General features: G+C 53.3%; 24 protein-coding genes. 10 read left to right on the forward strand and 14 right to left on the reverse strand.

Annotation, left to right across the window (positions count from 1 at the left end):
- Positions 1-26 precede the first annotated feature (26 nt).
- A complete protein-coding gene (locus EPYR_RS01745) occupies positions 27-578 on the forward strand; it encodes a hypothetical protein (RefSeq protein WP_012666694.1) in 552 nt (183 codons plus the stop codon).
- Between the two features lie 97 nt (positions 579-675).
- Here EPYR_RS01745 and EPYR_RS01750 read toward each other — a convergent pair whose 3' ends face one another.
- Together EPYR_RS01750 and EPYR_RS01755 are read right to left on the reverse strand one after the other, a co-directional pair.
- The gene (locus EPYR_RS01750) at positions 676-2433 is read right to left on the reverse strand and encodes a sulfite reductase subunit alpha (RefSeq protein ID WP_012666695.1); all 1758 of its coding nucleotides are present in this window, start codon (positions 2431-2433) and stop codon (positions 676-678) included.
- Between the two features lie 51 nt (positions 2434-2484).
- On the reverse strand, positions 2485-8019 hold the full coding sequence (locus tag EPYR_RS01755) for a glutamate synthase-related protein (RefSeq protein WP_012666696.1): 5535 nt from the start codon (positions 8017-8019) through the stop codon (positions 2485-2487).
- Between the two features lie 983 nt (positions 8020-9002).
- On the opposite strand from EPYR_RS01755, the gene arcB reads away from it, so the two are divergent.
- The gene (gene arcB, locus EPYR_RS01760; protein WP_012666697.1) at positions 9003-11342 is read left to right on the forward strand and encodes an aerobic respiration two-component sensor histidine kinase ArcB; all 2340 of its coding nucleotides are present in this window, start codon (positions 9003-9005) and stop codon (positions 11340-11342) included.
- Between the two features lie 789 nt (positions 11343-12131).
- Positions 12132-12857 carry a monofunctional biosynthetic peptidoglycan transglycosylase gene (gene mtgA / locus EPYR_RS01765; protein ID WP_012666698.1) on the forward strand — a complete coding sequence of 242 codons (726 nt, stop codon included), beginning with the start codon at positions 12132-12134 and terminating at the stop codon, positions 12855-12857.
- Between the two features lie 74 nt (positions 12858-12931).
- On the opposite strand, the gene npr is transcribed toward mtgA, so the two are convergent.
- From npr to EPYR_RS01820, 11 genes are all read right to left on the reverse strand, one after another.
- The gene (npr, locus tag EPYR_RS01770) at positions 12932-13204 is read right to left on the reverse strand and encodes a PTS phosphocarrier protein NPr (protein WP_012666699.1); all 273 of its coding nucleotides are present in this window, start codon (positions 13202-13204) and stop codon (positions 12932-12934) included.
- A complete protein-coding gene (rapZ, locus tag EPYR_RS01775; RefSeq protein WP_012666700.1) occupies positions 13201-14055 on the reverse strand; it encodes an RNase adapter RapZ in 855 nt (284 codons plus the stop codon). Before rapZ ends, npr begins: the two co-directional genes overlap by 4 nt.
- 194 nt (positions 14056-14249) lie before the next feature.
- Positions 14250-14732 (reverse strand): PTS IIA-like nitrogen regulatory protein PtsN, encoded by a 483-nt coding sequence (gene ptsN / locus EPYR_RS01780; RefSeq protein ID WP_014538464.1) that lies wholly within the window; start codon positions 14730-14732, stop codon positions 14250-14252.
- A gap of 178 nt (positions 14733-14910) precedes the next feature.
- Entirely contained in the window at positions 14911-15198 is a 288-nt protein-coding gene (hpf, locus tag EPYR_RS01785) for a ribosome hibernation promoting factor (protein ID WP_012666702.1), read from the reverse strand.
- 22 nt (positions 15199-15220) lie between these two features.
- The gene (gene rpoN / locus EPYR_RS01790; RefSeq protein ID WP_014538465.1) at positions 15221-16654 is read right to left on the reverse strand and encodes an RNA polymerase factor sigma-54; all 1434 of its coding nucleotides are present in this window, start codon (positions 16652-16654) and stop codon (positions 15221-15223) included.
- Positions 16655-16702: 48 nt separating this feature from the next.
- Positions 16703-17428, reverse strand: coding sequence for an LPS export ABC transporter ATP-binding protein (lptB, locus tag EPYR_RS01795; protein ID WP_012666704.1), 726 nt, complete (start codon positions 17426-17428; stop codon positions 16703-16705).
- A 5-nt stretch (positions 17429-17433) separates the two neighbouring features.
- Complete coding sequence (gene lptA / locus EPYR_RS01800) at positions 17434-17985, reverse strand: lipopolysaccharide ABC transporter substrate-binding protein LptA (protein ID WP_014538466.1); 552 nt, start codon at positions 17983-17985, stop codon at positions 17434-17436.
- Positions 17963-18532 (reverse strand): LPS export ABC transporter periplasmic protein LptC, encoded by a 570-nt coding sequence (gene lptC, locus EPYR_RS01805; RefSeq protein WP_012666706.1) that lies wholly within the window; start codon positions 18530-18532, stop codon positions 17963-17965. Before lptC ends, lptA begins: the two co-directional genes overlap by 23 nt.
- Positions 18529-19095 carry a 3-deoxy-manno-octulosonate-8-phosphatase KdsC gene (gene kdsC / locus EPYR_RS01810; protein WP_012666707.1) on the reverse strand — a complete coding sequence of 189 codons (567 nt, stop codon included), beginning with the start codon at positions 19093-19095 and terminating at the stop codon, positions 18529-18531. Before kdsC ends, lptC begins: the two co-directional genes overlap by 4 nt.
- A 16-nt stretch (positions 19096-19111) precedes the next feature.
- Positions 19112-20098, reverse strand: a complete 987-nt coding sequence (gene kdsD / locus EPYR_RS01815; RefSeq protein ID WP_012666708.1) for an arabinose-5-phosphate isomerase KdsD — start codon at positions 20096-20098, stop codon at positions 19112-19114.
- A gap of 15 nt (positions 20099-20113) precedes the next feature.
- Entirely contained in the window at positions 20114-21094 is a 981-nt protein-coding gene (locus EPYR_RS01820; RefSeq protein WP_012666709.1) for a calcium/sodium antiporter, read from the reverse strand.
- 223 nt (positions 21095-21317) lie between these two features.
- On the opposite strand from EPYR_RS01820, the gene mlaF reads away from it, so the two are divergent.
- The 7 genes from mlaF (at position 21318) to murA (ending at position 26236) form a co-directional block, all read left to right on the forward strand.
- The gene (mlaF, locus tag EPYR_RS01825; RefSeq protein ID WP_012666710.1) at positions 21318-22130 is read left to right on the forward strand and encodes a phospholipid ABC transporter ATP-binding protein MlaF; all 813 of its coding nucleotides are present in this window, start codon (positions 21318-21320) and stop codon (positions 22128-22130) included.
- 7 nt (positions 22131-22137) lie between these two features.
- On the forward strand, positions 22138-22920 hold the full coding sequence (gene mlaE, locus EPYR_RS01830; protein WP_012666711.1) for a lipid asymmetry maintenance ABC transporter permease subunit MlaE: 783 nt from the start codon (positions 22138-22140) through the stop codon (positions 22918-22920).
- 4 nt (positions 22921-22924) lie between these two features.
- Positions 22925-23473: an outer membrane lipid asymmetry maintenance protein MlaD gene (gene mlaD, locus EPYR_RS01835; RefSeq protein ID WP_012666712.1), complete on the forward strand. Its 549-nt coding sequence runs from the start codon at positions 22925-22927 to the stop codon at positions 23471-23473.
- A gap of 11 nt (positions 23474-23484) precedes the next feature.
- On the forward strand, positions 23485-24120 hold the full coding sequence (gene mlaC, locus EPYR_RS01840; RefSeq protein ID WP_012666713.1) for a phospholipid-binding protein MlaC: 636 nt from the start codon (positions 23485-23487) through the stop codon (positions 24118-24120).
- Complete coding sequence (mlaB, locus tag EPYR_RS01845) at positions 24120-24416, forward strand: lipid asymmetry maintenance protein MlaB (RefSeq protein WP_012666714.1); 297 nt, start codon at positions 24120-24122, stop codon at positions 24414-24416. The genes mlaC and mlaB overlap by 1 nt, the downstream gene beginning before the upstream one ends.
- Before the next feature lie 226 nt (positions 24417-24642).
- On the forward strand, positions 24643-24897 hold the full coding sequence (ibaG, locus tag EPYR_RS01850; RefSeq protein ID WP_012666715.1) for a BolA family iron metabolism protein IbaG: 255 nt from the start codon (positions 24643-24645) through the stop codon (positions 24895-24897).
- A 76-nt stretch (positions 24898-24973) separates the two neighbouring features.
- On the forward strand, positions 24974-26236 hold the full coding sequence (gene murA / locus EPYR_RS01855; protein WP_012666716.1) for a UDP-N-acetylglucosamine 1-carboxyvinyltransferase: 1263 nt from the start codon (positions 24974-24976) through the stop codon (positions 26234-26236).
- 50 nt (positions 26237-26286) lie between these two features.
- Here the strand turns inward: murA and EPYR_RS01860 are convergent, their stop codons facing one another.
- Entirely contained in the window at positions 26287-26547 is a 261-nt protein-coding gene (locus EPYR_RS01860; RefSeq protein ID WP_012666717.1) for a helix-turn-helix domain-containing protein, read from the reverse strand.
- Between the last annotated feature and the right edge of the window lie 288 nt (positions 26548-26835).

Here is a 26835-nt window from a genome sequence, read left to right on the forward strand (position 1 = left end):
TAGCTTCGATTTCTCAGCAAAAAACGGTGGGGAAAAATCCATCTGCTAACAAAAGAAGTATTACTTCTGCGAAGATTGCAGTACAAGAAGAGACACAACTGAATGAATATGCACTGAAAAAAGTAGTTGCCAAGCCCAGTGAAGTTAGAAAAGCAAAAAATAACTTTGAGGTTGATGACAATGGGTTGTCTGCGGTCGTAAGAGGGCTAAAATTAAATGACAAAACTTTTGATACCGCTTTACTTAAGGGGAATCCTGTGGGGCTAGATATAGATCTAAACTATCCATTGTCTGCACAGGAAGAGGTGTTAAAAAGTGTAATTCAAGAAAAGTTATTGCAAATCGAAGCTGGTAAAAAGCTAAAAAAAATTGACGTTTGGTATAACCCTCGGACAGGAAGAATACATATATTAGATGGCCAACATAGATTTCTGGCTGCTGCCGAAAAAAGTATGCCTATTGAATTAAATTGGAAGAAGTTGGGATTTCCTCCATTCCAGAGAACATGGAAAGATACATATTACTCAAATGTAACACCAGCAAAAGAGGTTCTTAAAAACCAGAAACTACGCGCTTAATAAATTACAGGATCGCCAAATACTGTTGTGCAGTCCTGTTCAGGCTGCTTATTGACAACCAAACGAGCTGACCTTTCCCGGTCAGCCCGTCCGTTAATTAATACACGTCGCGCAGATAGCGTTTCTCTTTCTTCAGCTGGTCAATGTAGTCCGCCGCGCGCTCTGACGACATGCCGCCGAACTGACTGACTATCAGGTACAGCGCTTTATCGACGTCTTTCGCCATGCGTGACGCATCGCCGCAGACGTAGAAACAGCCGCCTTCCTGTAACCAGGCAAACAGCTCTGCGCCCTGTTCCAGCATCCGATCCTGCACGTAGATTTTATCCGCCTGGTCGCGTGAGAAAGCCAGATCCAGCCGGGTCAGCAGGCCGTTTTCCTGCCACTTAGCCAGTTCATGGCGATAGATATAATCGTGTTCCTGATGCTGGTCGCCAAAGAACAGCCAGTTTTTACCTTTCGCACCCAGTGCTTCACGCTCCTCAAGGAAGGCGCGGAACGGCGCGATGCCGGTGCCTGGCCCGATCATAATCAGCGGGGCGTCGTTATTTGCCGGCAGGCGGAAGCCTTTATTGGGCGAGATAAAGATGGCTGGCTTCTCGCCGCGCTTCACGCGTTCGGCAAGATAAGTCGAGCAGACGCCGCTGCGCGCACGGCCGCCGCTGTGGTAGCGCACGGAAGCAATGGTCAGATGAACCTGATTCGGGTGGGCCTTCTGACTGGAAGAGATCGAGTAGGCGCGGTGCTGCAGCGGACGCAGCAGGGCAACGAACTCGGGAATGCTTAACGAGCGGGTGGCATCCAGCTGTAGCAGATCGAGGGTATCTTTTCCCCACAGCCACACGCCCAGCGCATCCTTATCATCGTGTTGCAGCACATGGCGCAGTTCCTGATTGCGGGTATTCTGCCCCACCCATTCGATCAGCTTGCGTGAAGGCTCAGAAATCTCGAACTGGTAAGTTAACAGGTCGCCCAGGCTTCTTTCAAAGCCCGGCACCGGGGTATCGTAATCGGATTTAAGCTGGGTCAACAGCAGGTTAACCAATGCAGGTTCGTTCACCGGGATCACGCCCAGCGCATCACCGGCCTCATACTTCAGGCCGCTGTCGCTCAGATCAAACTCAAAGTGGCGAATGTCCTTGCCGGAATCTTCGCCGGAAAGACGTTTGTTGGTGACCAGCGTTGCCGCATAGGGGTTGTTTCTGTTGCTGCCGGGGATAACCGGCGCTTCCGGTGCGCTGTCCAGCACGTTGCCACTGCTGCCAGCGCTGGCGGCGAACTGTGGCATCGACTGGTCAAGCCATGCGTTGGACGGTTCCTCAAAGTCGATATCACAGTCAATGCGTTCATACACCCGTTTCGCGCCCAGCTGCTCAAGGCGCATATCGATGAATTTACCCGCCTGGCAGAAGCCGTCATAGCCGGTATCGCCAATAGCCAGTACCGCAAAGTGCATTTGTTCAAGGCGTGGCGCGGTGCTGGCAGAGATCGCCTGCCAGAACAGCTGGGCGTTGTCCGGCATTTCACCTTCGCCGTAGGTTGAGGTGATCACCAGCACATGGCGCATGGTGGCGAATACGTCGATATCCACTTCATCAAGGCTCTGAACCACCGGCACCAGGCCTTTAGCGCGCGCGACTCTGGCGGCGCTTTGCGCCAGCGCTTCGGCATTGCCCGTCTGCGACCCGAACAGAATATGCAGCTGGGTGGTGGCAGCCGATGCTGCTGCCCCGGCCGCCTGGGGCTGATTTTCCAGTACCAGCAGGCGTGAGTGTAACCCGGCAAGAAAACCCGCCAGCCAAAACTTCTGCTCGCCATTAAATGGCGCATCTTCAGGAATATAAGGAATTTTCATCGCTTTTATCTACTCAATCCCGTTTCTGATTCACTGTTAACATTCAGTGTGTTATCCGGCTAATTTGCCGACCGCTGCCGCCAACTCAGGCAGTGCCGCACGGGCAAACAGCTCTTCAAAGTCAGGCAGCCGTCCCAGTACTTCTCTGTTGCACGCATCCTGATACAGGATCCAGCCATAAGTGGCCAGGCTGTCCATCGAACGAATATTACGTTGCGTCAACGCCGCTTTATAATCCGCCATACGTTTGGCACCGATCAGGCAGGCCAGCTGCTCATCACTGTAGCTTTCAATCGCCGCACGACCGTGGCGCTGTAGCTTACCGATCAGCGTGAAGTCCTCTGTCATCAGCAGGTTACGTACCGCTTTCTCCACCGCCAGATCCTGCACCGCAGTGCCTTTTGGCAGGCGGGATAGCGCCAGCTGCTGGGCGCAGCTCAAAACGGTGTAATTATTCAGCAGCACCAGCATTTCCGGGGTGTCCATTGCGCCGTAGACCGGAACCGATCCGTTGGCGATCGGTTTACCCGCACGCCACGCGGCTTTAAATTTCGCCACCTGGTGACCCGCAAGCGAGGCAGACAGCTCTTCCAGCAGGTCTTTACGCGCTTTTGCCTTAAGGATTTCTGCGCCATCCTGGTACAGCAGCAGAGAACGCGGCATGACATAAACAAAATGCTGGCTTTCCGTTTCCCAGTGGTCGAGTAACCACCGGGCGCGTGGCGAACCGGTGGCTTCCAGATGCCAGTTCAGCATCGTCAATACCGCCTGTTGATGCACGCGAGCCATCTCATTGTCATCACCGATCGCGCCGAGCATCACCGAGTCAGCGGCAGCGGAACCCGCCAGCGTGCCATACGGATCGTACTGATAGGCGAAACCGCCGCTCATACCATTGCCAAAACCCGTGCCGTAGGTGCCGAGGTTCAGTACCGCGCCGTTGGTCATATACTCACAGCAGAAATCACCGACGCCTTCGACCACCGCCGTGGCTCCCGAGTTACGCACGGCAAAGCGGTCGCCCGCCTGGCCCTGGGCAAACAGACGCCCGCCGGTAGCGCCAAACAGCGCAAAGTTGCCGATCAGCACGTTGCCTTCCGCATCCTGCGAGCCGCCGCCTGGCGACATCACGATAATCTCGCCGCCGCACTGGCCTTTACCCACGCCGTCGTTACAGGTGCCCTGGTGCTGTAGTCGCATACCGTCATTACAGAACACGCCGTACGACTGCCCGGCAGAACCGGAGGTGACAATCGTCACCGTGACCGGTGCAAGATAGCGGCGGCCGCGATCGTCCTGTAGCGCCGCCGGGATGCGGGCAACATGTTCGGCGTTCAGCTGGTGGTTGAGCAGGCGTTCGATATCGATAGCCAGCTGTCCACCGACGCTTTTATGACGGTTATTCAGGGTAATGCCGTTACCCAGGACGATCTTGCGCGATCCTTCGGCGACCAGCTGTTCCTGTAACCGAGCGATCCAGCCGTTATCCAGCACGAAGTCTTTTTCCAGATAGACCGGATGGCTGATTTTCACTTCGGGAACCACCGTCAGCATGGCGCGCAGATCGAGCTTGCCCACTTCCAGCGGATGATCCATCAGGTGCAGCAGGTCGGAGCGACCACGGGCTTCGCGCAGTGAACGCAGGCCGAGACGCGCCAGCATCTCGCGCACTTCGTGTGCCACATTGATAAAATACTGCGCCAGCTGGCGCGGGTCGCCGTCAAACGCCTCGGCGTTGGTGGTCAGCCCCGCCGGGCATTTCACATTGCAGTTTTTCGCCATCACGCACTTCAGCATCATCAGTGCCGTGGTACCGAACTCGAAGCTGTCGCCGCCCAGCAGCGCGGATTTCACCACATCGCTGCCGGTCTGCTGCGCGCCGGAACAGCGCAGCAGGACTTTCTCACGCAGGCCGTTGGCACAGAGCGCCTGATGGACTTCAGCGATGCCGATCTCCGCCACGCGCCCGGTGTATTTCAGGCTGGTCACCGAAGCGGCCCCGGTGCCGCCGGTATTACCGGCCACGTTGATCACGTCAGCGCCGGCTTTTGCCACGCCAACCGCGATGGTGCCGATACCCTCAGAGGAAACCAGCTTGACGATCACCCGCACGCGGGCGGCTTTACAGTCGTGGATCAGCTGCGCCAGATCCTCGATTGAATAGGTATCGTGGTGCGGAGGCGGTGATACCAGCTCCACGCCCGGCGTACCGCCACGGGCTGCGGCGATTTCCACCGTCACTTTGGCCGACGGCAGCTGGCCGCCTTCGCCGGGCTTCGCCCCCTGGCCAATCTTGATTTCCAGCTCTTCCAGCATCGGATCGGTCAGATAGGCGGCCCAGACGCCGAAACGACCGGATGCCAGCTGCTTAATGCGCGATGCGCGCAGGGTGCCATGACGCGAGTAGTGTTCGCCGCCTTCACCACAGTTGCTCATGCCGCCGACCATATTGGTGCCGTGCGCCACCGCTTCGTGCGCCGGAGCGACCAGCGCGCCGTGGCTCATCGCCCCGGAGGCAAAGGTGCGGGTAATTTCGTGGGCCGGCTGCACTTCGCTTAACGGCAATGCCGGAGCAATAGTGAAGATGCGCGCCAGGTAATCTGCCGCTGTGCCGCTCGCCGTCAGCAGCAGCGCATCCGCCGTCACCTCAGCGCGTGAAATTTCTTCACCGAAGCGTTTAGCCAGCACGCCGCACAGCGTGGTCAGGCGCTCCTGCTCGCTTTTCAGTCCGCTTACCTCATCGGTCAGGCGCAGCCTGAACTGGCCTTCGCATTCTGCCACGGCCTCGCACACCAGCCCGCGCACCGCAAAGCCGTTGTTAACCAGCGAGTAACGCCCCAGCTTGCGGGTGAATTCCGCCTCGCTGTCGACGTGGGTTAAATCTGCCGGGAAAGCCAGAATATCGCGCAGCGCCGCCGGACGGCGTTTGCGCTCTTCCTGCATCAGGCTGGAGAACTGGCGATAGTCAGCGGTAATGGTAAAGTTATCGATAACCTCGTCAGGAATTCGTTCAAAGCTGCTGTCGGCGAAGGATTTCGTTTTGATATGAAACGCATTATCCAGTTTTGCCAGCGTCATCAGGCGGATAAAGTTATCCTCCTCACGCGGTTTATCGGCAAAGCGGACAGGTTGCTCCGTCATATCAATAAAGGTACGTACCGCAATGGTGCCGTAGGAGTGACCTGCCCCTTCCGCCCGTTCTTTGAACAGGCCGAGCAGCGGAACGTCATTTTCACCCTGCACGCGCAGCGCGCTCTGGTGCCAGTCAACCGCCATCTGGGCGATAGAGGCAAAGCCAGCGCCGCCAACCGGCGTTTTGATGTTGGGGAAGTACTTTTTCAGCACGCGATCTTCGGTATCAAGGAAGTTCGGCTCAAAGAACTCGCCGCAGCTGTAGCTCTCCACGGTACACAGGCCGACTTTGCCCATGGTTTTCATCAGCGCTTTCTCGGCGGCTTTGGCATAGCGTTTGAAGGCTTTATTACCGCCTTCACCTTCGCCATATTTCTCTTCGGCACGCATCTGCACGCCCAGTGGATAGATGGCGGAAGCGCCAAAGCCCAGCGCCGCCGCGATATGATGGGAAGAGATGCTCTGGCCGCTCTCTACCACCAGCGATACGTCCAGACGTAAACCTTCCTGCACCAGGCGCTGGTTAATGGCGGAAACCACCAGCAGCATCGGGATAGCGGCGCGCGTGGTGGAGAGATGACGGTCGGTGATCACCGCGATGCCACCCTGTTCACGGGCGAAATCAACCACCTGCTGTGCCAGGTCATCAATGGCGCGCTCCAGCGCGTCGGCATTGGCCGCCCGGCTTGCGGTATCGCTACCGATCACCGGCGTATAGAGCATTTCAAAGCGAGCATAAGGAGCCACGGTTTGCTCGCGCAGTTGCAGCATATCTAGGTGCGTCAGGATCGGCGTAGGAACGACGATCTGCTGACCCTTACTGCGACCTAAATGCGGCCTGGCACCAAGAGCAACACGCAGGGTCATGCCGTCAGCTTCACGGATGGAGTCTAACGGCGGGTTGGTCACCTGGGCAAAGCGCTGGGAGAAATAGTGCGCCATGCCGCCCTCATGGTCGGACAGCGCGTTGATGGCGTTGCCGTAACCCATGGCGGAGATTTTCTCTGCGCCGGTGGCCAGCATCGGGTCCATCATAAATTTGAAGCTTTCCTGATTGTAGTAGTAAGCAACAAATCGCTGCCAGGTTTTGAGGTCACCGCCGTAACGCAACGGCGATCCCTGCTGTTCAGCCGGGATCACCGGCAGATCCTGTAACAGCACGCGGGACTGCGCCAGCAAGGCCGGATAGTCCGCCACCGCCGCCAGTTTTTCCAGCGCTTCAAGGGTGGTGTAGCTGCGTTTCTCGCGGTGATCGTAATACAGCATCCCGCCCGCTTCGATACGGCCACGGCGCAGCACGCTTTCCGGTGGGAAGGCGATCTGACCCGCTTCCGACATGGCACCGATGTATTCGGCGGTTTCCACCGAGCGTAGCGGACGCAGGCCGAGGCGGTCGAGACGTGCGCCGATCACTTCACCATTGCCGAAAATCAGCGCTGCCGGGCCGTCGTTCTTCTCTTCATACAGAGAGAAGTACTCCAGCATGGCACGCACGTCGGCCGACAGTGACGGGTCGTTTTCCCAGGCGGGTGGCATCATGGAAACCACGGCGGTGATCAGGTCGAGATTGTCTTCCATCAGGCGGCTGTGGATGCTCTGGTCCAGACGCGAGCTGTCCGATTGCCCTTTAGGGCGCACGATTTTCTTACCGCGCGCCAGCGCCAGCGCGGCTTCCGCAATGCGGTTTTTACGATCGGTGTTTAACTCACCGTTGTGCGCCATCAGCCGGAACGGCTGCGCCATAGTGGTATGCGGATCGGTATTGGTTGAGAAACGCGTATGGAAGAACAGACCGCGTACCTGATGATCGGGATCGGTCAGATCCTTAAAATAGGGGATCACTTCATTCGAGTTCAGGCGTGCTTTCAACACCTGAGTACGCGAGGAGAGCGACAGCGGGTACAGCCCGCCAAATTCACTTTCGCTAAAGGCGCGGGCTTCGATTTGCAGCAGGGCGCGATAAATGCGCTTCTCGAAATCAATCTGGCTGGTGATATCGTCCGGGGCAGCAAATATCCATTGCGCAATAGGCAGCTGGAAAGGGATCGCTGCCGGACGCAATACGCTGTTATCCAGCGGGATATCACGTCTGGCAATGATCTTCAGGTTACAGGAGAGCAGCGTATCTTCAACCAGCCGCTCGGCGTTGGCGCGCAGCGCGCTGTCTTTCGGCACAAAGAAGTTACCCACGCCAAAACGGCCTGCTTTCAGCGCCTGCCCGGTGATTTTACGGAAGAAGTGCAGCGAGAGGTCCACGTTAATTCCGGCTCCATCCCCCACGCCTTCGGCAGACATTCCCCCACGATGCGGAACGGTGCACAGGGCGCCGTGTGCCATTTCCAGCACCTGATGAGTTTGCGCGCCATCCTTACGCGTAATGAAGCCCACGCCGCAGCTGTCGCTGTCTTTCGATGGATCATACAAGCCGTAAGGGAAAGGTTTTGAGTTGGACATCGTGGGCCTCCTGAACTTCTTTTGACATTACCTGTATTTTTTTCAGGCACAGAGCGCAACGGAGTGTTGCCTCAGGCTCTGTATCATTTGGTTGCCGCTAAAACGCGAACACTGTTAATCCGGGCATGTTATCTCCAGGCATGATCTTGACCGTCCTGAGATGATTTGCTCGCTAAAATCCGGGTCTCAAACTGGAGATAACTTGCATCACGAGGGAATCGTCTTGCTGCATAGATATGCCGAGACGCTGGCCCGTCAGGAAAGCTTCCGGCGAATTCCCAACTTATCGGGAAAGCGGACTCAGGTCAAATAGCGGTTTTACTTATGCCTTTTAACACTCATTGTAGATTATCTTTTTGATTATTAAGAAAATATTAGAATTTTATTCCCTGTTGTGCTGCCGGCGCTCAGGGTGGATAGTGTGAGCTGACTCACTATCGGGCGACGAGCAAATCTCTGCACCGTGCTGCTGACGGAGTTATTGCTGGCACAACATGCTGCGGAAGGGAATTTAACCGCATGAACGCACTGTTTTTACCATGTTGGTGTATTTGAATAAAAAAGGGGACAAGGTATGAGCAAATTTGATTATGCCCGATACGGTTATTTTTTCACAAAATATGAATGATTATGCGCAGTTAAGGATGAGGGTGGTCAGCGTGTCGGCAGAAAGAAGCGTGCTGAATTCAGAGCGGCTCTACAGATTATGCAGTTACAAGATTTAGTCAATACCTTTCAGATTAACTTTTCCGTCACTGGCAACATTATCAGGTGGCTGCCTGTGGCATACCGCGTGTCGGATGGGGTTGTGGCCGCGTCTGGCTCTGCACGCAGAGGATAATTCTGCCTTAGTCTGTCTGCAGAAGATAAGCATGAATGCACGATGACCGGGCATGAATAGGGTGCTGCGTGGGTTACTTGGCGCATTGGTGTTTTAAACAATTCCGGTATGATTGCCGCTATCAGGCTGAAAGGGACTCTTTATGAAGCAAATTCGTTTGTTAGCGCAGTACTACGTTGATTTGATGATGAAACTTGGGCTAATTCGTTTCTCGTTGCTGTTGGCTTCAGCGCTGGTGGTGCTGGCGATGATTGTTCAAATGGCCGTCACGATGGTGCTGCACGGGCGCGTTGAGAGCATTGATATGGTGCGTTCGGTGTTTTTCGGCCTGCTGATCACCCCGTGGGCGGTCTATTTTCTCTCTGTAGTGGTGGAACAGCTGGAAGAGTCGCGCCAGCGGCTGGTGCGGCTGGTGGATAAGCTGGAGGAGATGCGCAAACGCGACCTTGAGCTGAATCAGCAGATGCAGGGCAACATCACCCGGTTGAACCAGGAGATTGCCGATCGTATTAAGGCCGAAGAGGAGCGTTTGCAGGTCATGGCGCGGCTCAAAGATGAGATGTCGCGCCGTGAAGAGGCGCAGATTGAACTCGAACAACAATCCTCATTTCTGCGATCGTTTCTTGATGCCTCACCGGACCTGGTGTTCTACCGCAACAGCGATCGTCAATTTTCCGGCTGCAACCGGGCAATGGAGCTGTTAACGGGCAAAAGTGAAAAACAGCTGATTGGTTTGTCGCCCAAAGAAGTTTATGACGACGATGCGGCCACCAAAGTGCTGGAAACGGACGAAAAAGTGTTCCATCACAATGTCTCGCTCACCTATGAACAGTGGCTGCAATATCCTGACGGGCGCAAAGCCTGTTTTGAAATCCGTAAGGTGCCCTATTACGACCGGGTTGGCAAACGAAGTGGGCTGATGGGCTTTGGACGCGATATAACCGAGCGTAAGCGTTATCAGGACGCTTTAGAAAACGCCAGCAGGGAGAAGACTACCTTTATTTCAACCATCAGCCACGAGCTTCGTACGCCGCTTAATGGCATTGTCGGTTTAAGCCGCATCCTGCTGGATACCCATCTCGACCAGGAACAGCTCAAGTACCTTAAAACTATCCATGTGTCGGCGATTACCCTCGGCAACATTTTTAATGATGTGATCGAAATGGACAAAATGGAGCGACGCAAAGTGCAGCTGGATACCCAGCCGATGGACTTCACCGGTTTCCTTGCCGACCTGGAAAATATCTCCGGGCTGCTGGTAGAGCCGAAAGGGCTCAAGTTTGTGCTGGAAACACAGCCGCCGCTGCCACACAAAATCCTGGCCGACGGTACACGCTTACGTCAAATCCTGTGGAATCTGATTGGTAATGCGGTGAAATTCACCCGCCAGGGTGAAATTGTGGTGCGTGTCGGCTATCAGAGCGAAGAGTGCCTGCGTTTTGATGTGCAGGATTCCGGTATTGGCATCCCGCAGGATGAGCAGGACAAAATTTTTGCCATGTATTACCAGGTGAAGGATCGGCGCGGCGGTAAGCCTGCCACCGGCACCGGTATTGGGCTGGCGGTTTCGCGGCGGCTGGCGCAAAGCATGGGCGGGGATATCAGCGTTTCAGGCGCACCCGGCAAAGGGTCATGCTTTACCCTGACGCTTAACGCACCGCGCGTGGCGGAAGTATCACAGGACGAGCGTGCTGAAGATGAACTGCCGCTGCCAGCCCTGCATGTGCTGCTGGTGGAAGATATTGAGCTGAATGTCGTGGTGGCCCGCTCGGTGCTGGAGAAGCTGGGCAACAGCGTGGAAGTGGCCATGACCGGTCAGGCGGCGCTGGAGATGTTCGACCCGGATGAGTTTGACCTGGTATTGCTGGATATCCAGCTACCGGATATGACCGGGCTGGATGTGGCGCGGGCTATTCATCTCCGCTACGCCACTGCCCGGCTGCCCCCGCTGGTGGCGCTGACGGCCAACGTGCTGAAGGACAAACAGGAATATCTGGATGCCGGTATGGATGACGTATTGAGCAAACCGCTGGCGGTATCTGCGCTGACGGCGATGATCAAAAGGTACTGGGACTATCAGGCAGAGGATCTCACGACGACTCCTGAGCGCAGCATGGGGGAAAAAGAGCTGGCGTTACTCGATTTACCGATGCTGGAACAGTATATGGAGCTGGTTGGCCCCGGATTAATTCACCAGAGCCTGGCGATGTTTGAGCAGATGATGCCCGGATATCTGGCGGCGCTGGACTCGAATATGATGGCACGCGACCAGAAAGGCATTGCGGAGGAGGGGCACAAAATCAAGGGTGCAGCGGGTTCTGTCGGCCTGATGCATTTACAGCAGGTGGCAAAACAGATCCAAAGCCCGGAGCTGCCGGCATGGTGGGATAACGTGCAGGAATGGATTGATGAACTCAAACTCGAATGGCGTAATGATATGGAAGTATTACGGCAATGGGTAACAGACGCTGAAAAAAAATGACCCCGACCGAAGCCGGGGTGCGCGAAGACTGCGCCAACACCAGGGAAATTGGTAACCTGCGCTGTTTTGATAGGTCTCGTCGGGAGCGCAGATTTGGTATTGGGTAAAACTCAAAGACGTCTATTCAATACCTTAGCAAATTCTGAATCACATGTTACCAAATTCATTAAAATGTGTGATGTTGAACGGCGTTTGTCAACAGGAGACCCGAATTTGAACATTTAGTCAAGCACGGAATCAATTTACACGACAGATTGCTTGCTTTTTAAACGTATTTGCCTTTTTTTGCCCCCCCGGATTAGGTTGAACGCATTAGTTGAACCGCTTTTTCTTTCCGACGGAGCCTGATGCTATCATATTGGCATGAGTTTAGTTTAACCATTTGTTTTTATTTATTTTGTTTCGTTTTTCTGAGCAATAACTGCAACATTCTGATTTGTGTTACCACAAATTATCCGATAGTTGATCAGAAATATTCAAAAGCTGACCCTGCCATCGGGCAAAGTGGCTCAGTTTAGTACCTTTGTGCAGCGAAATAAGTAGCAGAATGAAAAATTTTGCCTGAACTTATTTCAAAGAATGTCAGTTTTAACCGGCTAAATGAGATTATACATAAGTATTTTGAATCATTCAATTGCCGGGTTACGACCTTTCTGGCCGTCAGATTGTGGGTTGTAGCAGGATCGTACGTTTTAATGGAACCGATTCCGCTAAGAACAGTTTAACTTATCTTTATGGAGAAATCCTGGTGGATTTTTACGTAAATCGCAATTTAGTGGTTCAACGAATATGAGTCGCGGTCAAAACAGCAGGTTAACGCGTATCAGATACTGGATTATTCGTCTGGTGCTGGGCATAACGGCTTTATGGTTGAGCGGTTTAGTGATTTTTGCTTTTGTGCCGGTACTTTTCTCTGCCGTGATGGTTGAGCGGCAGTTGGGGGCATGGTTTAGCGGTGATTTTAGCTATGTCGCTCACTCTGATTGGGTCGACATGCCGGATATATCACCGTGGATGGCGCTGGCGGTGATCGCCTCTGAAGATCAAAAGTTTCCCACTCATTGGGGGTTTGATGTTGCGGCAATCCAGTCGGTGCTGGACAGCGATGGCGAGAAGAAGGCAATGCGTGGCGCCTCAACGTTATCGCAGCAGACGGCTAAAAATGTCTTCCTTTGGGATGGGCGCAGCTGGCTACGTAAAGGGCTGGAAGCCGGATTAACGGTAGGCATAGAGTCTGTCTGGACCAAACGGCGCATCCTGACCGTTTATCTTAACGTTGCTGAAATGGGGAAAGGGGTTTTTGGGGTTGAGGAGGCATCGCAGCGCTACTTCCATAAACCTGCCAGCCGTCTGACCCGTTCTGAAGCGGCGTTGCTGGCGGCGGTGCTGCCCGATCCGCTTCATTTCAGGGCGAATGCGCCGTCTGCATACTTGCGCCAGCGGCAGCAGTGGATTTTACGCCAAATGCGCCAATTAGGTGGGGAAAACTTCCTGCTGGAACATAAGTTGCGGTGAAAATTAACCCCGTGTTGCGAAAGGGCTGTCGCGAGGATCAGGCCGGCGGCAGGTTGTCGGCCTTGATCCGTGGCTCAGTCTTCATCAAAACCGGCATCAAACAGGTCGATAACTGCCGCCAGCGCTTTCTCTTCCTCGGGGCCGCTGGCTTCCACCTCAATATGGCCACCTTTAGCTGAATCCAGCATCAGCAGAGCGATAACGCTGCTTGCTTCGGCTTCAGTACCGCTTTCATTGCGCAGCAGCACTTCGGCATCAAAACTTTGTACCAACTCAAACAGCTTCATCGCCGGGCGGGCATGCATCCCCAACTTGTTTTTAATCTCTACGGTCTGCTTTATACTCATGTTTTGCGTTTTTCCAGCGTACGATGGCGAGACTGAACGTTTTTGCCGCGCGAGCGGAAATAGTCTGCCAGCTGCTCAGCAATGTATACCGAGCGGTGTTTACCACCGGTACAACCGATGGCGACGGTCAGATAGCTGCGATTGTTAGTTTCCAGCATGGGTAACCACAACTCCAGATAACTGCGCGTCTGATAAATAAAGTTATGTACTTCAGTATGGCGGTCGAGGAACGCGGCAACGGGGCGGTCAAGGCCGGTCATCGGACGCAGCTTCGGGTCCCAGTGCGGATTGGGCAGAAAGCGCACGTCAAAAACGTAATCGGCGTCGATTGGAATACCATGCTTAAAGCCAAATGATTCGAAAACCATTGTCAGTTCGCGCTCACGCTTACCCAACAGGCGGGTGCGCAGCATTTCTGCCAGCTCATGAACGGACATTTCTGAGGTATCAATAATCAGATCGGCGCGGGAACGCAACGGCTCCAGCAGAACATTTTCTTCATCAATGGCACTTTCCAGCGACAAATTTTTACTGGAAAGGGGATGCAGACGGCGGGTATCACTGTAACGTCGGATCAGGGTATTGCGATCGGCATCAAGAAACAGCAGCTGCGGCGAGAAACTATCAGGCAGACTGGTGAGCGCGTGTTCGAATACCTCTGGGGTTTCCGGCATGTTACGCACGTCAATACTCACCGCCGCAGACATATTGCGCTCTGCCAGCGAGTTAGCCAGATCGGGCAGCAATACCACGGGTAGATTATCCACGCAGTAGAATCCCATATCCTCCAGGGCGCGCAGCGCCACTGATTTCCCAGATCCTGAACGACCGCTGACGATCATCAGCACCATTTACTTTTCCCCCAGTTTAGCCCTTTGCACCTTTGTGCATGAAGTCGCAACCGCTTTAGCCGCCTCGCCCGTGTTGTTACCGGGCCGTGTTTCTACCCGATGTGGGGTGAACGGTGTCCATATTGCTGACCCCATTTGGCGTTTTGCAATTGTTTTATTATCACGCCAATGATTGTGGATATATCACCGCTCGGTTAGATCCGATGGTGATCTTCCGTGATGATTTGATACAGTTCTTCATCACTCTGTGCAGCGCGTAGACGACGCAGAACGGTTTTATCTGCCAGGCGTTTGGCGACCAGTGAAAGTGTGTGCAGGTGCGTTTTACACTGATCTGCCGGCACCAGCAGGGCAAACAGCAGATCCACAGGCTGATTATCAATGGCATCAAAAGCGATAGGGTTCTCCAGCCGTATAAAGACGCCTACGGCACGCAAAGTATCTTCTTCAAGTTTGCCGTGCGGGATGGCAATGCCATTACCAATACCGGTACTGCCCATTCTTTCGCGCGTCAGAATAGCATCGAAAATTATCTGCTGTGGCAGGTTAAGCTGTTTAGCCGCCAGTTCACTGATAATTTCCAGAGCGCGTTTTTTGCTTTGGCAATGTACATCATTACGCGTGCAGGCGACGCTTAGCACGGAGTCCAGTTCCAGTTTCAGATCGTTGTTCATCATAGTTTCACTTACTTATTCACTTCCGCAGGGCGTATGGCATTTTCCCAGGGGTTGAATCAAAAGGTTAACCTGCCGTATCGAGTAACGGCTCGTCTTATCACAAAAGACGAGCCGTTAACCGCGTTCAGCCTCACTCATGATTTCGGTACTGAAAAATCCAGCCGGTGCTTAGTGAAGTTTAGTGTTGTTTTAGCTTTTCTTTATGTTTATTCAACTGACGCGTCAGCTTATCGATGAGGCCGTCAATCGCCGCGTACATATCTTTATCTTCCGAGGTGGCATGCAGCTCTCCGCCGTTTACATGCAGCGTGGCATCTGCAATTTGCGTCACTTTTTCCACTTTTAAAACAATATAGACCTGATTAATCCGGTCGAAATAGTGCTCCAGTTTGGCAAATTTAGCGGTAACAAACTCACGCAATGGTTCCGTGATTTCAACGTGTTGTCCAGTGATATTGAGCTGCATCGTGTCTTCCTTCTCTGTTCGTTCAAACCAGCTGTTTACGCTGATTTGATGGCGGGATGGATAAAGACTCTCGGTATTTTGCCACCGTACGCCTGGCGACCATAATTCCCTGTTCGGAAAGCATGGAGGTTAGCTTACTGTCGCTAAGCGGTTTGGCAGGATTTTCCGCCGAGACTAACTTTTTCACCAGCGCACGAATGGCCGTGGATGAGGCTTCGCCCCCGCCTTCGGTGTTGACGTGGCTGGAGAAAAAATACTTCAGTTCAAAAATGCCGCGCGGGCTGTGCAGGTACTTTTGCGTGGTGACGCGCGAAATCGTTGACTCATGCATATCGACCGCGCTGGCAATATCTGCCAGTACCATCGGACGCATAAACTCTTCACCTTGTTCAAAAAAAGCCTGCTGTCTGTCGACGATGCAACGGGTCACTTTCAACAGGGTATCATTACGGCTTTCCAGACTTTTGATCAGCCATTTCGCCTCCTGCAGGTGACTGCGGATAAACTGCGAGTCGCTATCGCTGCGCGAATTCGAGCCAAGAGAAACGTAATGCTGATTGATTTTCAAGCGCGGTAAGCTGTCAGCATTAAGCTCCACCGCCCAGCGATGGCTGATTTTACGCACCAGTACGTCCGGGATAACATACTCCGGTTCCTGAGTATTGATCGACTGACCGGGCCTGGGATCGAGGGTTTGAATCAGCAGCATTGCGCTTTTAAGCACCTCTTCCTTCAGGCGCGTGACGCGCATCAGGCTACGAAAATCATGGTTTGCCAGCAGATCGAGATGTTCGCTGACAATCAGACGAGCCTCTTTGAGAAAAGGATACTCTTGAGCGAACTGCGATAGCTGAACCAGCAAACAGTCACGCAGATCGCGCGCGCAGACGCCCACCGGATCAAAGCGCTGCACCCGTTTCAGCACCGCTTCGATTTCCTCTGGTGCCAGCTCGTCATTACCCATGCTGTCGAGGATTTCTTCCAGTGAAACCGTCAGGTAGCCGGTACTATCAACGGCATCGACAATCGATGTTGCAATTGCCCGGTCGGTATCGCTAAACGGCGTCAGCTCCACCTGCCACATCAGATAGTCCTGCAGTGTCTGAGTGGTTTCCCCCTGATAGACGGGCAATTCATCGTCATGGTAGTCGGTGCCGGTCCCTGAGGGCGTGCCGGCGGTATAAATCTCATCCCAGGTGGCATCCAGCGGCAGCTCTTCCGGCATGTCCTTCTGTTCCAGTGCTTCCCGGGTATCCAGCGCCTCGGTTTCCTGATATTCGCGACTGTCGACTTCTTCATGAATATCGGTCTGTTCAAGCAGCGGGTTACTTTCCAGCGCCAGCTGAATTTCTTGTTGTAGTTCAAGCGTAGATAGCTGTAACAGGCGAATGGCCTGTTGCAACTGTGGCGTCATGGCAAGCTGTTGGCTCAGCCTGAGTTGTAAACCTTGCTTCATATTCAGGATGTTAATTCCCCAGAAATCATACCTAAGGTGAACACCTTATCAGAGTCTGAACTCTTCACCTAAATAGACACGCTTCACTTGTTCATCGGCCAGGATTGCTTCCGGGGTACCGTGGGCGATTAAGTGCCCCTGGCTGACAATATAGGCGCGTTCGCAGACTGCCAGCGTTTCACGGACGTTGTGATCGGTGATCAATACGCCAAGGCCGCTGTCACGCAGATGTTCGATGATTTTTTTTATATCAATTACGGATATCGGGTCAACCCCGGCGAAAGGCTCATCCAGCAGGATAAATTTTGGATTGGCCGCCAGCGCGCGGGCAATTTCCACACGGCGGCGTTCGCCCCCGGAAAGCGCCTGACCCAGGCTGTCACGCAGATGAGCGATATGAAACTCTGCCAGTAACTCATTGGCACGGTCTTCGCGCTGTTCGCTGGTGAGATCGTCACGGATCTGCAATACCGCCATCAGATTGTCATAAACGCTGAGGCGACGGAAAATAGAGGCTTCCTGTGGGAGGTAGCCAATCCCCCGGCGCGCGCGCGCGTGTAGCGGCAATATACTGATGTCTTCTTCATCGATCACGATGCGCCCCGCATCGCGCGGCACGATCCCTACAACCATATAAAATGTCGTTGTTTTACCCGCCCCGTTGGGGCCAAGCAGACCAACGATTTCGCCAGACTTAACCTGCAGGCTGACATCTTCAACCACGCGACGACCTTTGTAGGCCTTCGCCAGGTTTTCTGCAATTAAGGTTGCCATATTCGTTAGTTACTCTTCTTTTGACCGTTTGATGAAGGGTCTTTATCTTGCAGCTGTGATGGCACCAGCACGGTAGTAACGCGTCTGCCGGTGTTGCCGAAGGCCTGCATTTTCTGTTCTTTCACCAGATAGGTAATGCGATCGCCTTTGACATTGCTGTCGAGCTGTTCGAGATAAGCGTTACCGGTTAACTCGACCAGATCGCTCGCCAGCTCGTAATGCATTTTCTGAGCGTGGCCCTGAACCGGTTTACCGTTATCCTGCATTTGGTAGAACGTTGCAAGATTGCCATAGGCGTCGACAATGGTTTTTTTGCTATCGCCGCCTGGGCGGGTCACCACCACTTTATCCGCCGTGATTTTGATGCTGCCTTGAGTCACCACCACGTTGCCGGTGAATGTGGCCACATTCCCCTGCATATCCAGCGCCTGGTTTTCTGAATCAATATTAACGGGTTTATTGGAGTCGCCAGTCAGTGCGAAGGCCGGAACGCTAATGGCCAGCAGCAGGCTGGCTGTCAGTAACTTTAAGCTTTTATTGTTCATTTTGAATTTCATAAGATGTTTTGACCTTTTCAATCAACTCGGCAGTTTTGTTCCGCAAATTCCCACGCATCTTCATGCCGGTAGAGTTAAAGCTACGGCCGTAAAGGTTGACCCGATCCTCCGAAGTGACGTCCTGGGTGGTCAGGTTAACCTGTGCGTTGTCCGTTTTGATCCGCTCAAGCTGTGCATCCTGAGTCAGGCTGTCTACCTGCACATGCCCATAGAGATACAACATCCGATCGTTGGTGAGCCTCGCTTTATCTGCACGTACTGTCCAGGACGGCGTCTTATTGTCGTCATATGTCGTCATCACCGGATTGTCAAACCAGCTCACCGCATCGGTAGCGTAATAGGTCGCTTTGTCTGAAACCAGCTTATAACTCATTGCGCCTGTAGGGCTATATACCAGCGTACGTGAATTATCGCTCATATAAGTCGGTTCAGTATCATTGCTGGTGACAGCACCTTCACTGTTATCGCTGTCCGTCAGATTCCAACCGATCAACACTATCGCGATAGTTGCCAGTATCAGTGTTATCCAGCGTCTTGTTTTACTCATACAGACTGCCCTATAGCCGTTGCAAACTTACCCTGTGCAATTAATATCAGGTCACAGATTTCGCGCACTGCACCGCGCCCGCCAGCGAGGCGCGTCACGTAGTCAGCACGGGGCAGCAGTATGGGATGCGCATCGGCGACCGTCACGCTCAGACCAACTTGTGCCATGACCGGCCAGTCAATCAGGTCATCGCCAATGTAAGCCACCTGGTGAGCGCCGAGTGCCAGTTTATCCAGAAGTTCGCGGAAGGCCAAAACCTTATCCGACTGCCCCTGGTAAAGATGATGAATACCGAGTGTGGTGCAGCGATCCTCTAACAGTTTTGCTTTACGGCCGGTAATAATCGCCACTTCTATTGCGGATGTCAGCAGGCAGCGGATACCGTAGCCATCACGCACGTTAAAGCCTTTCAGCTCTTCACCGTTATTGCCTTGATAGACCACGCCGTCCGACATCACGCCATCCACATCACAGATCAGGAGTTTGATGTGCTGTGCTTTAGTGATTACCTGCTGGCTTACCGGCCCGTAGCAGGTTTCAACGGTGGTTGCTGGGTGACTCATTTTTTCGCTTCCTGGGTTAAACTACGCCAGCGCGCAGCATGTCATGCATATGGATCACGCCAATTAGCCGATCGTTGTCGGCAACCATGACGCAGGTGATATTCCTGGTTTGCATCAGATTTAGTGCATCCACTGCCAGCGTACCAGGCCGCACGCGAATGCCGCCCGGCGTCATCACACTTTCAATACTGGCGTGCTGGATATCAATGCCCATATCGAAGACGCGGCGTAAATCACCGTCGGTGAAAATACCCTCGATTTGCATCGAAGCGTCACAAATCACCGTCATCCCCATGTTTTTCTGCGTAATCTCCAACAGGGCGTCGCGCAGTGAGGCGTCACGGCTGACGTGTGGCATAGCATTACCACAGTGCATGATATCATCAACACGCAGTAGCAGCTTGCGCCCCAGCGCGCCACCGGGGTGAGAGAGGGCAAAATCTTCCTGGGTAAAACCACGGGCTTTTAATAGTGCAACGGCCAGTGCATCGCCCATCACCAGCGTGGCGGTGGTACTGGTGGTCGGCGCCAGGCCAAGTGGGCAGGCCTCTTGGGGGACTTTAACACACAGATGGATATCTGCCGCACGCCCCATTGCACTCTCCGGGCGGCTGGTGATGCAGATTAATGTGACGTGCAGGCGCTTCAGTACCGGGATCAGGGCCAAAATCTCTGAAGATTCGCCGGAATTGGAAATGGCAATCACCACATCGTCAGACGTCACCATGCCCAGATCGCCGTGGCTGGCTTCAGCAGGATGAACAAAGAACGCGGGCGTACCGGTACTGGCAAAAGTGGCGGCAATTTTTTTGCCAATGTGCCCTGATTTGCCCATCCCCATGACCACTACTTTGCCGCGACAGCGATAAATCAGATCGCAGGTATGGGTAAAGTCATCATTAATGTAGCGGTCGAGTTGTTCCAGACCTTCGCGTTCAATCTGCAAGACCTCTTTCCCGGCCTGTTGAAAATCAAAGTCGTTTTCGGCAGTGATATGCGCCATTATTCTCGAATCCTTTTACCAGAAGGCCACTGAGGGGAACTGGTATAGCATGCCCACCCAGCAGATAAACCCGCACAGCAACAGCGCCCCGGCCAGCCGGCCAATGCGGCGACTGCGCTGCAAACAGACCAGTGTAAATAGCGCGCTAACGCCGAGCATAACCCAGTAGTCACGGGCAAAGGCTGCTGCATCGAACGCGCCAGGATGCAGTAACGCCGGAATGCCCAACACGATAGCCAAATTATAAATATTAGAACCTATCAGGTTACCGATGGCGATATCATCTTCGCCTTTCAGGGCACCGGCAATGACGGTAGCCAGTTCCGGCAGGCTGGTGCCGACGGAGATAATAGTCAGTCCGATGACCAGTTCGCTAACGCCGAAGTAGTCGGCAATCACCGTGGCGTTATCGATGACCATGTTGGTTGACATCGGCAGCACGATCAGCGCCACTGCCAGCCACAGGAAAGCAACGGTATTGCCTGTGTCGTCACGCGGTAGTTCGGCCAACTGTTCACGGGGTAACGAATCATTATTTTCGCGCTCGGCCCGGCGGGCGATTCTAATGATAAACAGCAGGTAGACCGCCGCTATTGCCATTAAGGTCAGACCATCGACACGGCTCAGTTGATTATCAAACAGCATGACGCTACATAGCAGAGTCACTAGCAGCATCAGCGGCAGTTCGCGGCGAATCAGATTAGAATGTACCGTTAGCGGGTGCAGCAGCGCCGCTGCGCCGAGGATCAACAAAATATTGGCGATGTTTGAACCCATTGCCGTCCCTATGGCGATATCCATTTGCCCGCGCGCGGCGGCAGAAAATGAGACGATCATTTCTGGCAGCGAGGTGCCAATACCCACCACGGTCATACCAATAATTAGCGGGGGTATCCCCAAAGAACGACATAAAATAGCTGCGCTAAACACCAGACGATCGGCACCGTAGACCAATAAGACTAAACCGATAATCAGTAGTGCTGTAGCAACGAGCATGAAGTGTCCTTTTAATCGGTTATAATCGTCGGTTGCCGTACATGACAGTAGGTTACGGCTGTTTTAAGGCAGTGATTTTGACGGTGTCTAAGCAAAAAGTAAAACCTATGGCAACTTAAGCTACATCTTATGAGGTAAGTTTCTGTAAAAGTGTCCAGCCCCGCAGGTAATACGTTACCATCGGGATTACATTAATTGTCTGATAATAAGAATCGAGGTAGCTATGAGCCAGACGGAAACGAATCTGGTGGATGTCCGGGGCGTGAGCTTTTCCCGTGGCAATCGGCCGATTTTCGATAACATCTCGCTTACGGTGCCCAAGGGAAAAGTCACGGCTATCATGGGGCCTTCCGGTATTGGTAAGACCACACTACTACGCTTGATTGGCGGGCAACTGCCGCCGGACAGCGGGGAAATATGGTTCAATGGCGAAAATATTCCTGCACTTTCCCGCTCCCGATTGTACGAAGCGCGCAAAAAGATGAGCATGCTGTTTCAGTCGGGCGCGCTGTTTACCGATCTGAGCGTATTCGATAATGTGGCCTGGCCGCTGCGAGAACACTCTCATTTACCAGCCCCATTACTGCGCAGCACGGTAATGATGAAACTGGAAGCCGTCGGGCTGCGCGGAGCGGCAAATCTTAAACCTTCTGAACTGTCTGGCGGCATGGCTCGCCGCGTAGCGCTGGCGCGAGCGATTGCGCTGGAGCCGGATCTGATTATGTTCGACGAGCCGTTTGTAGGCCAGGATCCTATCACCATGGGCGTATTGGTAAAGCTTATCGACGAACTCAATCACTCTTTAGGCGTGACCTGTATCGTGGTTTCCCACGATGTGCCCGAAGTGCTGAGCATTGCCGATTACGCGTATATTGTTGCTGGCCAGAAGGTGATCGCTCAGGGAACTGCCCCCGATCTGCGTAAAAATGATGACGCCCGCGTGCGTCAGTTTATCGATGGTATTGCCGACGGGCCGGTACCATTCCGTTTCCCCGCCGGGGATTATCTGCAAGATTTAGTCGGCTCAGGGAGTTAACACACTGATGTTTCTACAAGCACTGGCGTCATTAGGGCGTCAGGGAATTAATTTCTGCGCTTCTCTTGGACGCGCCGGATTAATGCTGTTCCATGCGTTGTTTGGCATTCCACGCTTTCGCAAGCACGCTCCGCTGTTGGTTAAACAGCTGTACAACATTGGCGTGCTGTCACTGTTGATCGTGGTGGTTTCCGGGCTGTTTATCGGCATGGTATTGGGCCTGCAAGGTTACCTGATTCTGAAAACTTACGGCGCTGAAGCCAGTCTGGGCATGATGGTGGCGTTGTCGTTACTGCGTGAACTGGGTCCGGTGGTTTCGGCACTGCTGTTCGCCGGGCGCGCCGGCTCGGCATTGACGGCTGAAATCGGTTTAATGAAGGCCACTGAACAGCTTTCCAGCATGGAGATGATGGCGGTTGACCCGCTACGGCGCATCATTTCGCCGCGCTTCTGGGCCGGTTTTATCAGCATGCCGCTATTGACGCTGATCTTCGTTGCGGTAGGCATTCTCGGCGGCGCGCTGGTGGGCGTGAGCTGGAAGGGCATCGATTCCGGCTTTTTCTGGTCGGCGATGCAAAATGCGGTTGACCTGCAAACTGATATTATCAACTGCACAATCAAAAGCGCCGTATTTGCGGTGACCGTGACATGGATAGCGCTGTTTAACGGCTACGATGCCATTCCGACGTCTGAAGGTATCAGTCGGGCAACAACGCGTACTGTAGTACATGCTTCGCTGGCAGTACTTGGTCTGGATTTTGTGCTTACAGCACTGATGTTTGGGAACTGATGTAATGCAAACGAAAAAAAGTGAAATTTGGGTAGGTGCATTCTTACTGTTAGCGCTTTGCGCAATTATTTTTCTCTGTCTGCGCGTGACCGATCTCAAATCACTCGGCAATGTGTCGACCTGGAAACTGCATGCCACTTTCGACAACGTGGGTGGGTTGAAGCCCGGTTCGCCGGTGAAAATCGGCGGGGTAGTGATAGGTCGTGTATCGGATATTGTGCTTGATCCTAAAACATATTCGCCTAAGGTCAGCATGGACATTGAAGATCAATATAACAATATTCCGGATACCAGTTCGCTGGCGGTGCGCACCTCCGGTCTGTTGGGGGAGCAGTATCTGGCATTGAATATCGGTTTTGATGACCCTGAAATGGGAACCGCTATACTCAAAAATGGCGGGACTGTTCAGGACACCAAATCTGCAATGGTGCTGGAAGATCTCATTGGGCAGTTCCTTTACAAGAGCGGCAACGCTGATGAAAAGAGTTCACCTGCTGCAGGTGGCAAGGGCGCTCAGGGGCAAGTTGCCCCGGCAGCAGCGAATAATCCATAGGAGGGCAAATAATGTTGAAACGTTTACTCATGGTGGCGATGCTGGCCATTGCACCCTTAGCAGCTCATGCTGAAGCTGACCAGACCAATCCCTACAAGCTGATGGACGAAGCCGCAGCGAAAACCTTCAGTCGTCTGAAAAATGAACAGCCTGCAATCAAGAAAGACCCTGATTATCTGCGCCAGATCGTTCGCGAAGAGCTGTTGCCATATGTTCAGGTCAAGTATGCAGGAGCTTTAGTGCTGGGGCGTTACTACAAAGATGCCACCCCGGCACAGCGTGACGCCTACTTTAAAGCTTTCGGTGATTATCTGGCTCAGGCTTACGGTCAGGCGCTGGCGATGTACAATGGCCAGACCTATCAAATTGCCCCGGAACAACCCACTGGCGGAGCGAACATCATCGCCATTCGCGTCACCATCGTTGATCCTAATGGCCGCCCACCGGTGCGCCTGGACTTCCAGTGGCGCAAAAATAGCGTCAACGGTCACTGGCAAGCCTTTGACATGATCGCTGAAGGGGTCAGTATGATCACCACCAAGCAGAATGAATGGAGTGATGTTCTGCGCCAGAAAGGCATCGATGGGTTAACAGAGCGCCTGAAATCCTATGCTCAGCAGCCTGTCACGCTGAACAAGTCGTCATAATGAACGAGCAACTGCGCTGGGAAATTGAGGCGGGCCAGCTTCGCCTCATCGGTGAACTGGAGCGTGAAACGCTGCTGCCGTTATGGCAACAGCGTGAGGCGGTGATGGAGCGCGTAGAGACTATTGACGTTTCCGCTCTGGAGCGAGTCGATTCGGGAGGACTGGCGTTGCTGGTCCATCTGCGACAGATTGCCATTGATAACGGCAGGAAACCGCGTTTTAGCGGCGTTACTGACAAGCTGAATTCGCTAATCACCCTTTATAATCTGCAGAAAATTATCATCTGCTGCGACTAAAACGTTGTTGTGTACTGCCTGTTCTCTCAATGCAGAGAACCTGTTGAGTTGATGACTTTCCATTCATCAGGGGCTGTCCCGGCCCCTGTTTTTTGCTGCATTTGTCGTGCTGTGAGTTCCCATTCAGGCTTGCTCTTATGCCCCAGGCATTTTTTGTTTGTTTAAGAGTTGGGCGGATTCCACTAAGATGTATGCTTGTTTATTATCAAGTGAAATTTAAAGCATCATGGAAAATAGTGAAATTCAGTCCGTGCTCATGAGCGCGTTACCGTTGCAGGAAGTCCACGTAACTGGTGAAGGTAGCCATTTTCAGGTCATCGCCGTTGGTGAACTGTTCGGCGAGCTGAGCCGCGTGAAGAAGCAGCAGACGGTCTATGCCCCCCTGATGGCTTATATTGCCGATAATCGCATTCATGCGGTTTCCATTAAGACCTATACCCCTGAAGAATGGGCGCGTGACCGTAAGCTAAACGGTTTTTAAGCTACGCAAATTCCACCACACGCTTTGTGGTGAGGAGCTGCACAGCAGTTTTGTCTGACAACAGAGAGTAGTTGCAATGGATAAATTTCGTGTACAGGGTCCGACCCGGCTAAGTGGTGAAGTCACAATTTCCGGGGCTAAAAATGCCGCATTACCGATCCTGTTCGCTGCTCTGCTGGCTGAAGAGCCGGTCGAGATCCAGAATGTCCCGAAACTGAAAGACATCGATACCACCATGAAGCTGCTCGGCCAGCTCGGTGTGAAGGCTGAACGTAATGGATCTGTATATCTGGATGCCAGCAATGTGGATATCTACTGCGCGCCTTACGAACTGGTGAAAACCATGCGTGCCTCGATTTGGGCATTAGGCCCGCTGGTGGCACGTTTCGGGCAGGGGCAAGTATCACTGCCCGGTGGTTGTGCTATCGGCGCACGTCCGGTTGATCTGCATATCACCGGCCTTGAGCAGCTTGGCGCCGAGATTAAACTGGAAGAAGGTTACGTTAAGGCCTCTGTCGCTGGTCGCCTGAAAGGGGCGCATATCGTTATGGATAAGGTCAGCGTGGGTGCAACCGTTACTATCATGAGCGCGGCTACGCTGGCAACGGGCACTACCGTTATTGAAAATGCCGCGCGTGAGCCGGAAATTGTCGACACCGCTCATTTCCTTAACACGCTTGGGGCGAAAATTACCGGTGCTGGCAGCGATCGTATTACCATTGAAGGCGTTGATCGTCTGGGTGGCGGTGTTTATCGCGTGCTTCCTGACCGCATCGAAACCGGTACTTTCCTGGTCGCAGGGGCGATCTCCGGCGGTAAGGTTATCTGCCGTGCCGCGCAGCCTGATACGCTGGATGCCGTGCTGGCGAAGCTACGCGAAGCCGGTGCGGACATCGAGGTGGGAGAAGACTGGATAAGCCTGGACATGCACGGCAAGCGGCCTAAAGCAGTCAATCTTCGTACCGCCCCGCATCCTGGCTTCCCAACCGATATGCAGGCGCAGTTCAGTTTACTGAACCTGGTGGCTGAAGGCACGGGGGTGATTACTGAGACCATCTTTGAAAACCGCTTTATGCATGTGCCAGAGCTGGTTCGCATGGGCGCGCACGCTGAAATTGAAAGCCATACGCTGATATGTCATGGCGTGGAAAAGCTTTCCAGCGCCCAGGTCATGGCGACCGATCTGCGTGCTTCTGCCAGTTTGGTGCTGGCTGGATGTATTGCTGAAGGCACCACGCTGGTGGATCGCATTTACCATATCGATCGCGGATACGAGCATATTGAAGATAAGCTGATTGCCCTTGGAGCGAATATCCAGCGGGTTAGCGGCGAAGATTAATCTCTCCGCTCAATAAAAGCAGGGTCGGTAGCGAATACCGGCCCTTTTTTTTATCGGCGAATGCGCTGTTGGCGATCGATAAGACAACGTGTTTTCACATCAAAGTAACGGCTGGGCCAAATCTTTGATGGATGTATGTTCAATGCTGTTGCGATGATCCACTCTCCTTTTGGCCATGGGCGGCATAATGCGTTGGCCAGGGTTGATGAGCTCAAGCCGGCCAGTCGCGACTGTGCAGCCAGCGTGGTGCCTTTTTTACGTAAGGCGGCAATAATGTCGGCGGGGTGCCAGTCTTGCGGATTGTGTGTCATGTGCTTATCCTCCTTGAGCACTTTTTAAAATTACAGCGGTAGAATACCAGGGTGTACGCCAGCCTTTTACCGAACTCCGTTGCTAAAAAACCAGTGATATCTGGATGTAAGACGGATTTTATAGCATTTAATTTCCGTTAAATTCCAGTTAATTTCTGATGTAACCGATTTTTTGCGTAAGGCTACACAAAGTTCAGGTAATTGCGTGTTGTTGTTTCAGAATGTTTTGACAGCGGTCAGGTGGTGGAGCGAGGAAAGCGGTAAATAACGGGAAGCAAGGCGCTGTGC

The organism is Erwinia pyrifoliae DSM 12163, from assembly GCF_000026985.1.
Classification (GTDB): Bacteria; Pseudomonadota; Gammaproteobacteria; order Enterobacterales; family Enterobacteriaceae; genus Erwinia; species Erwinia pyrifoliae.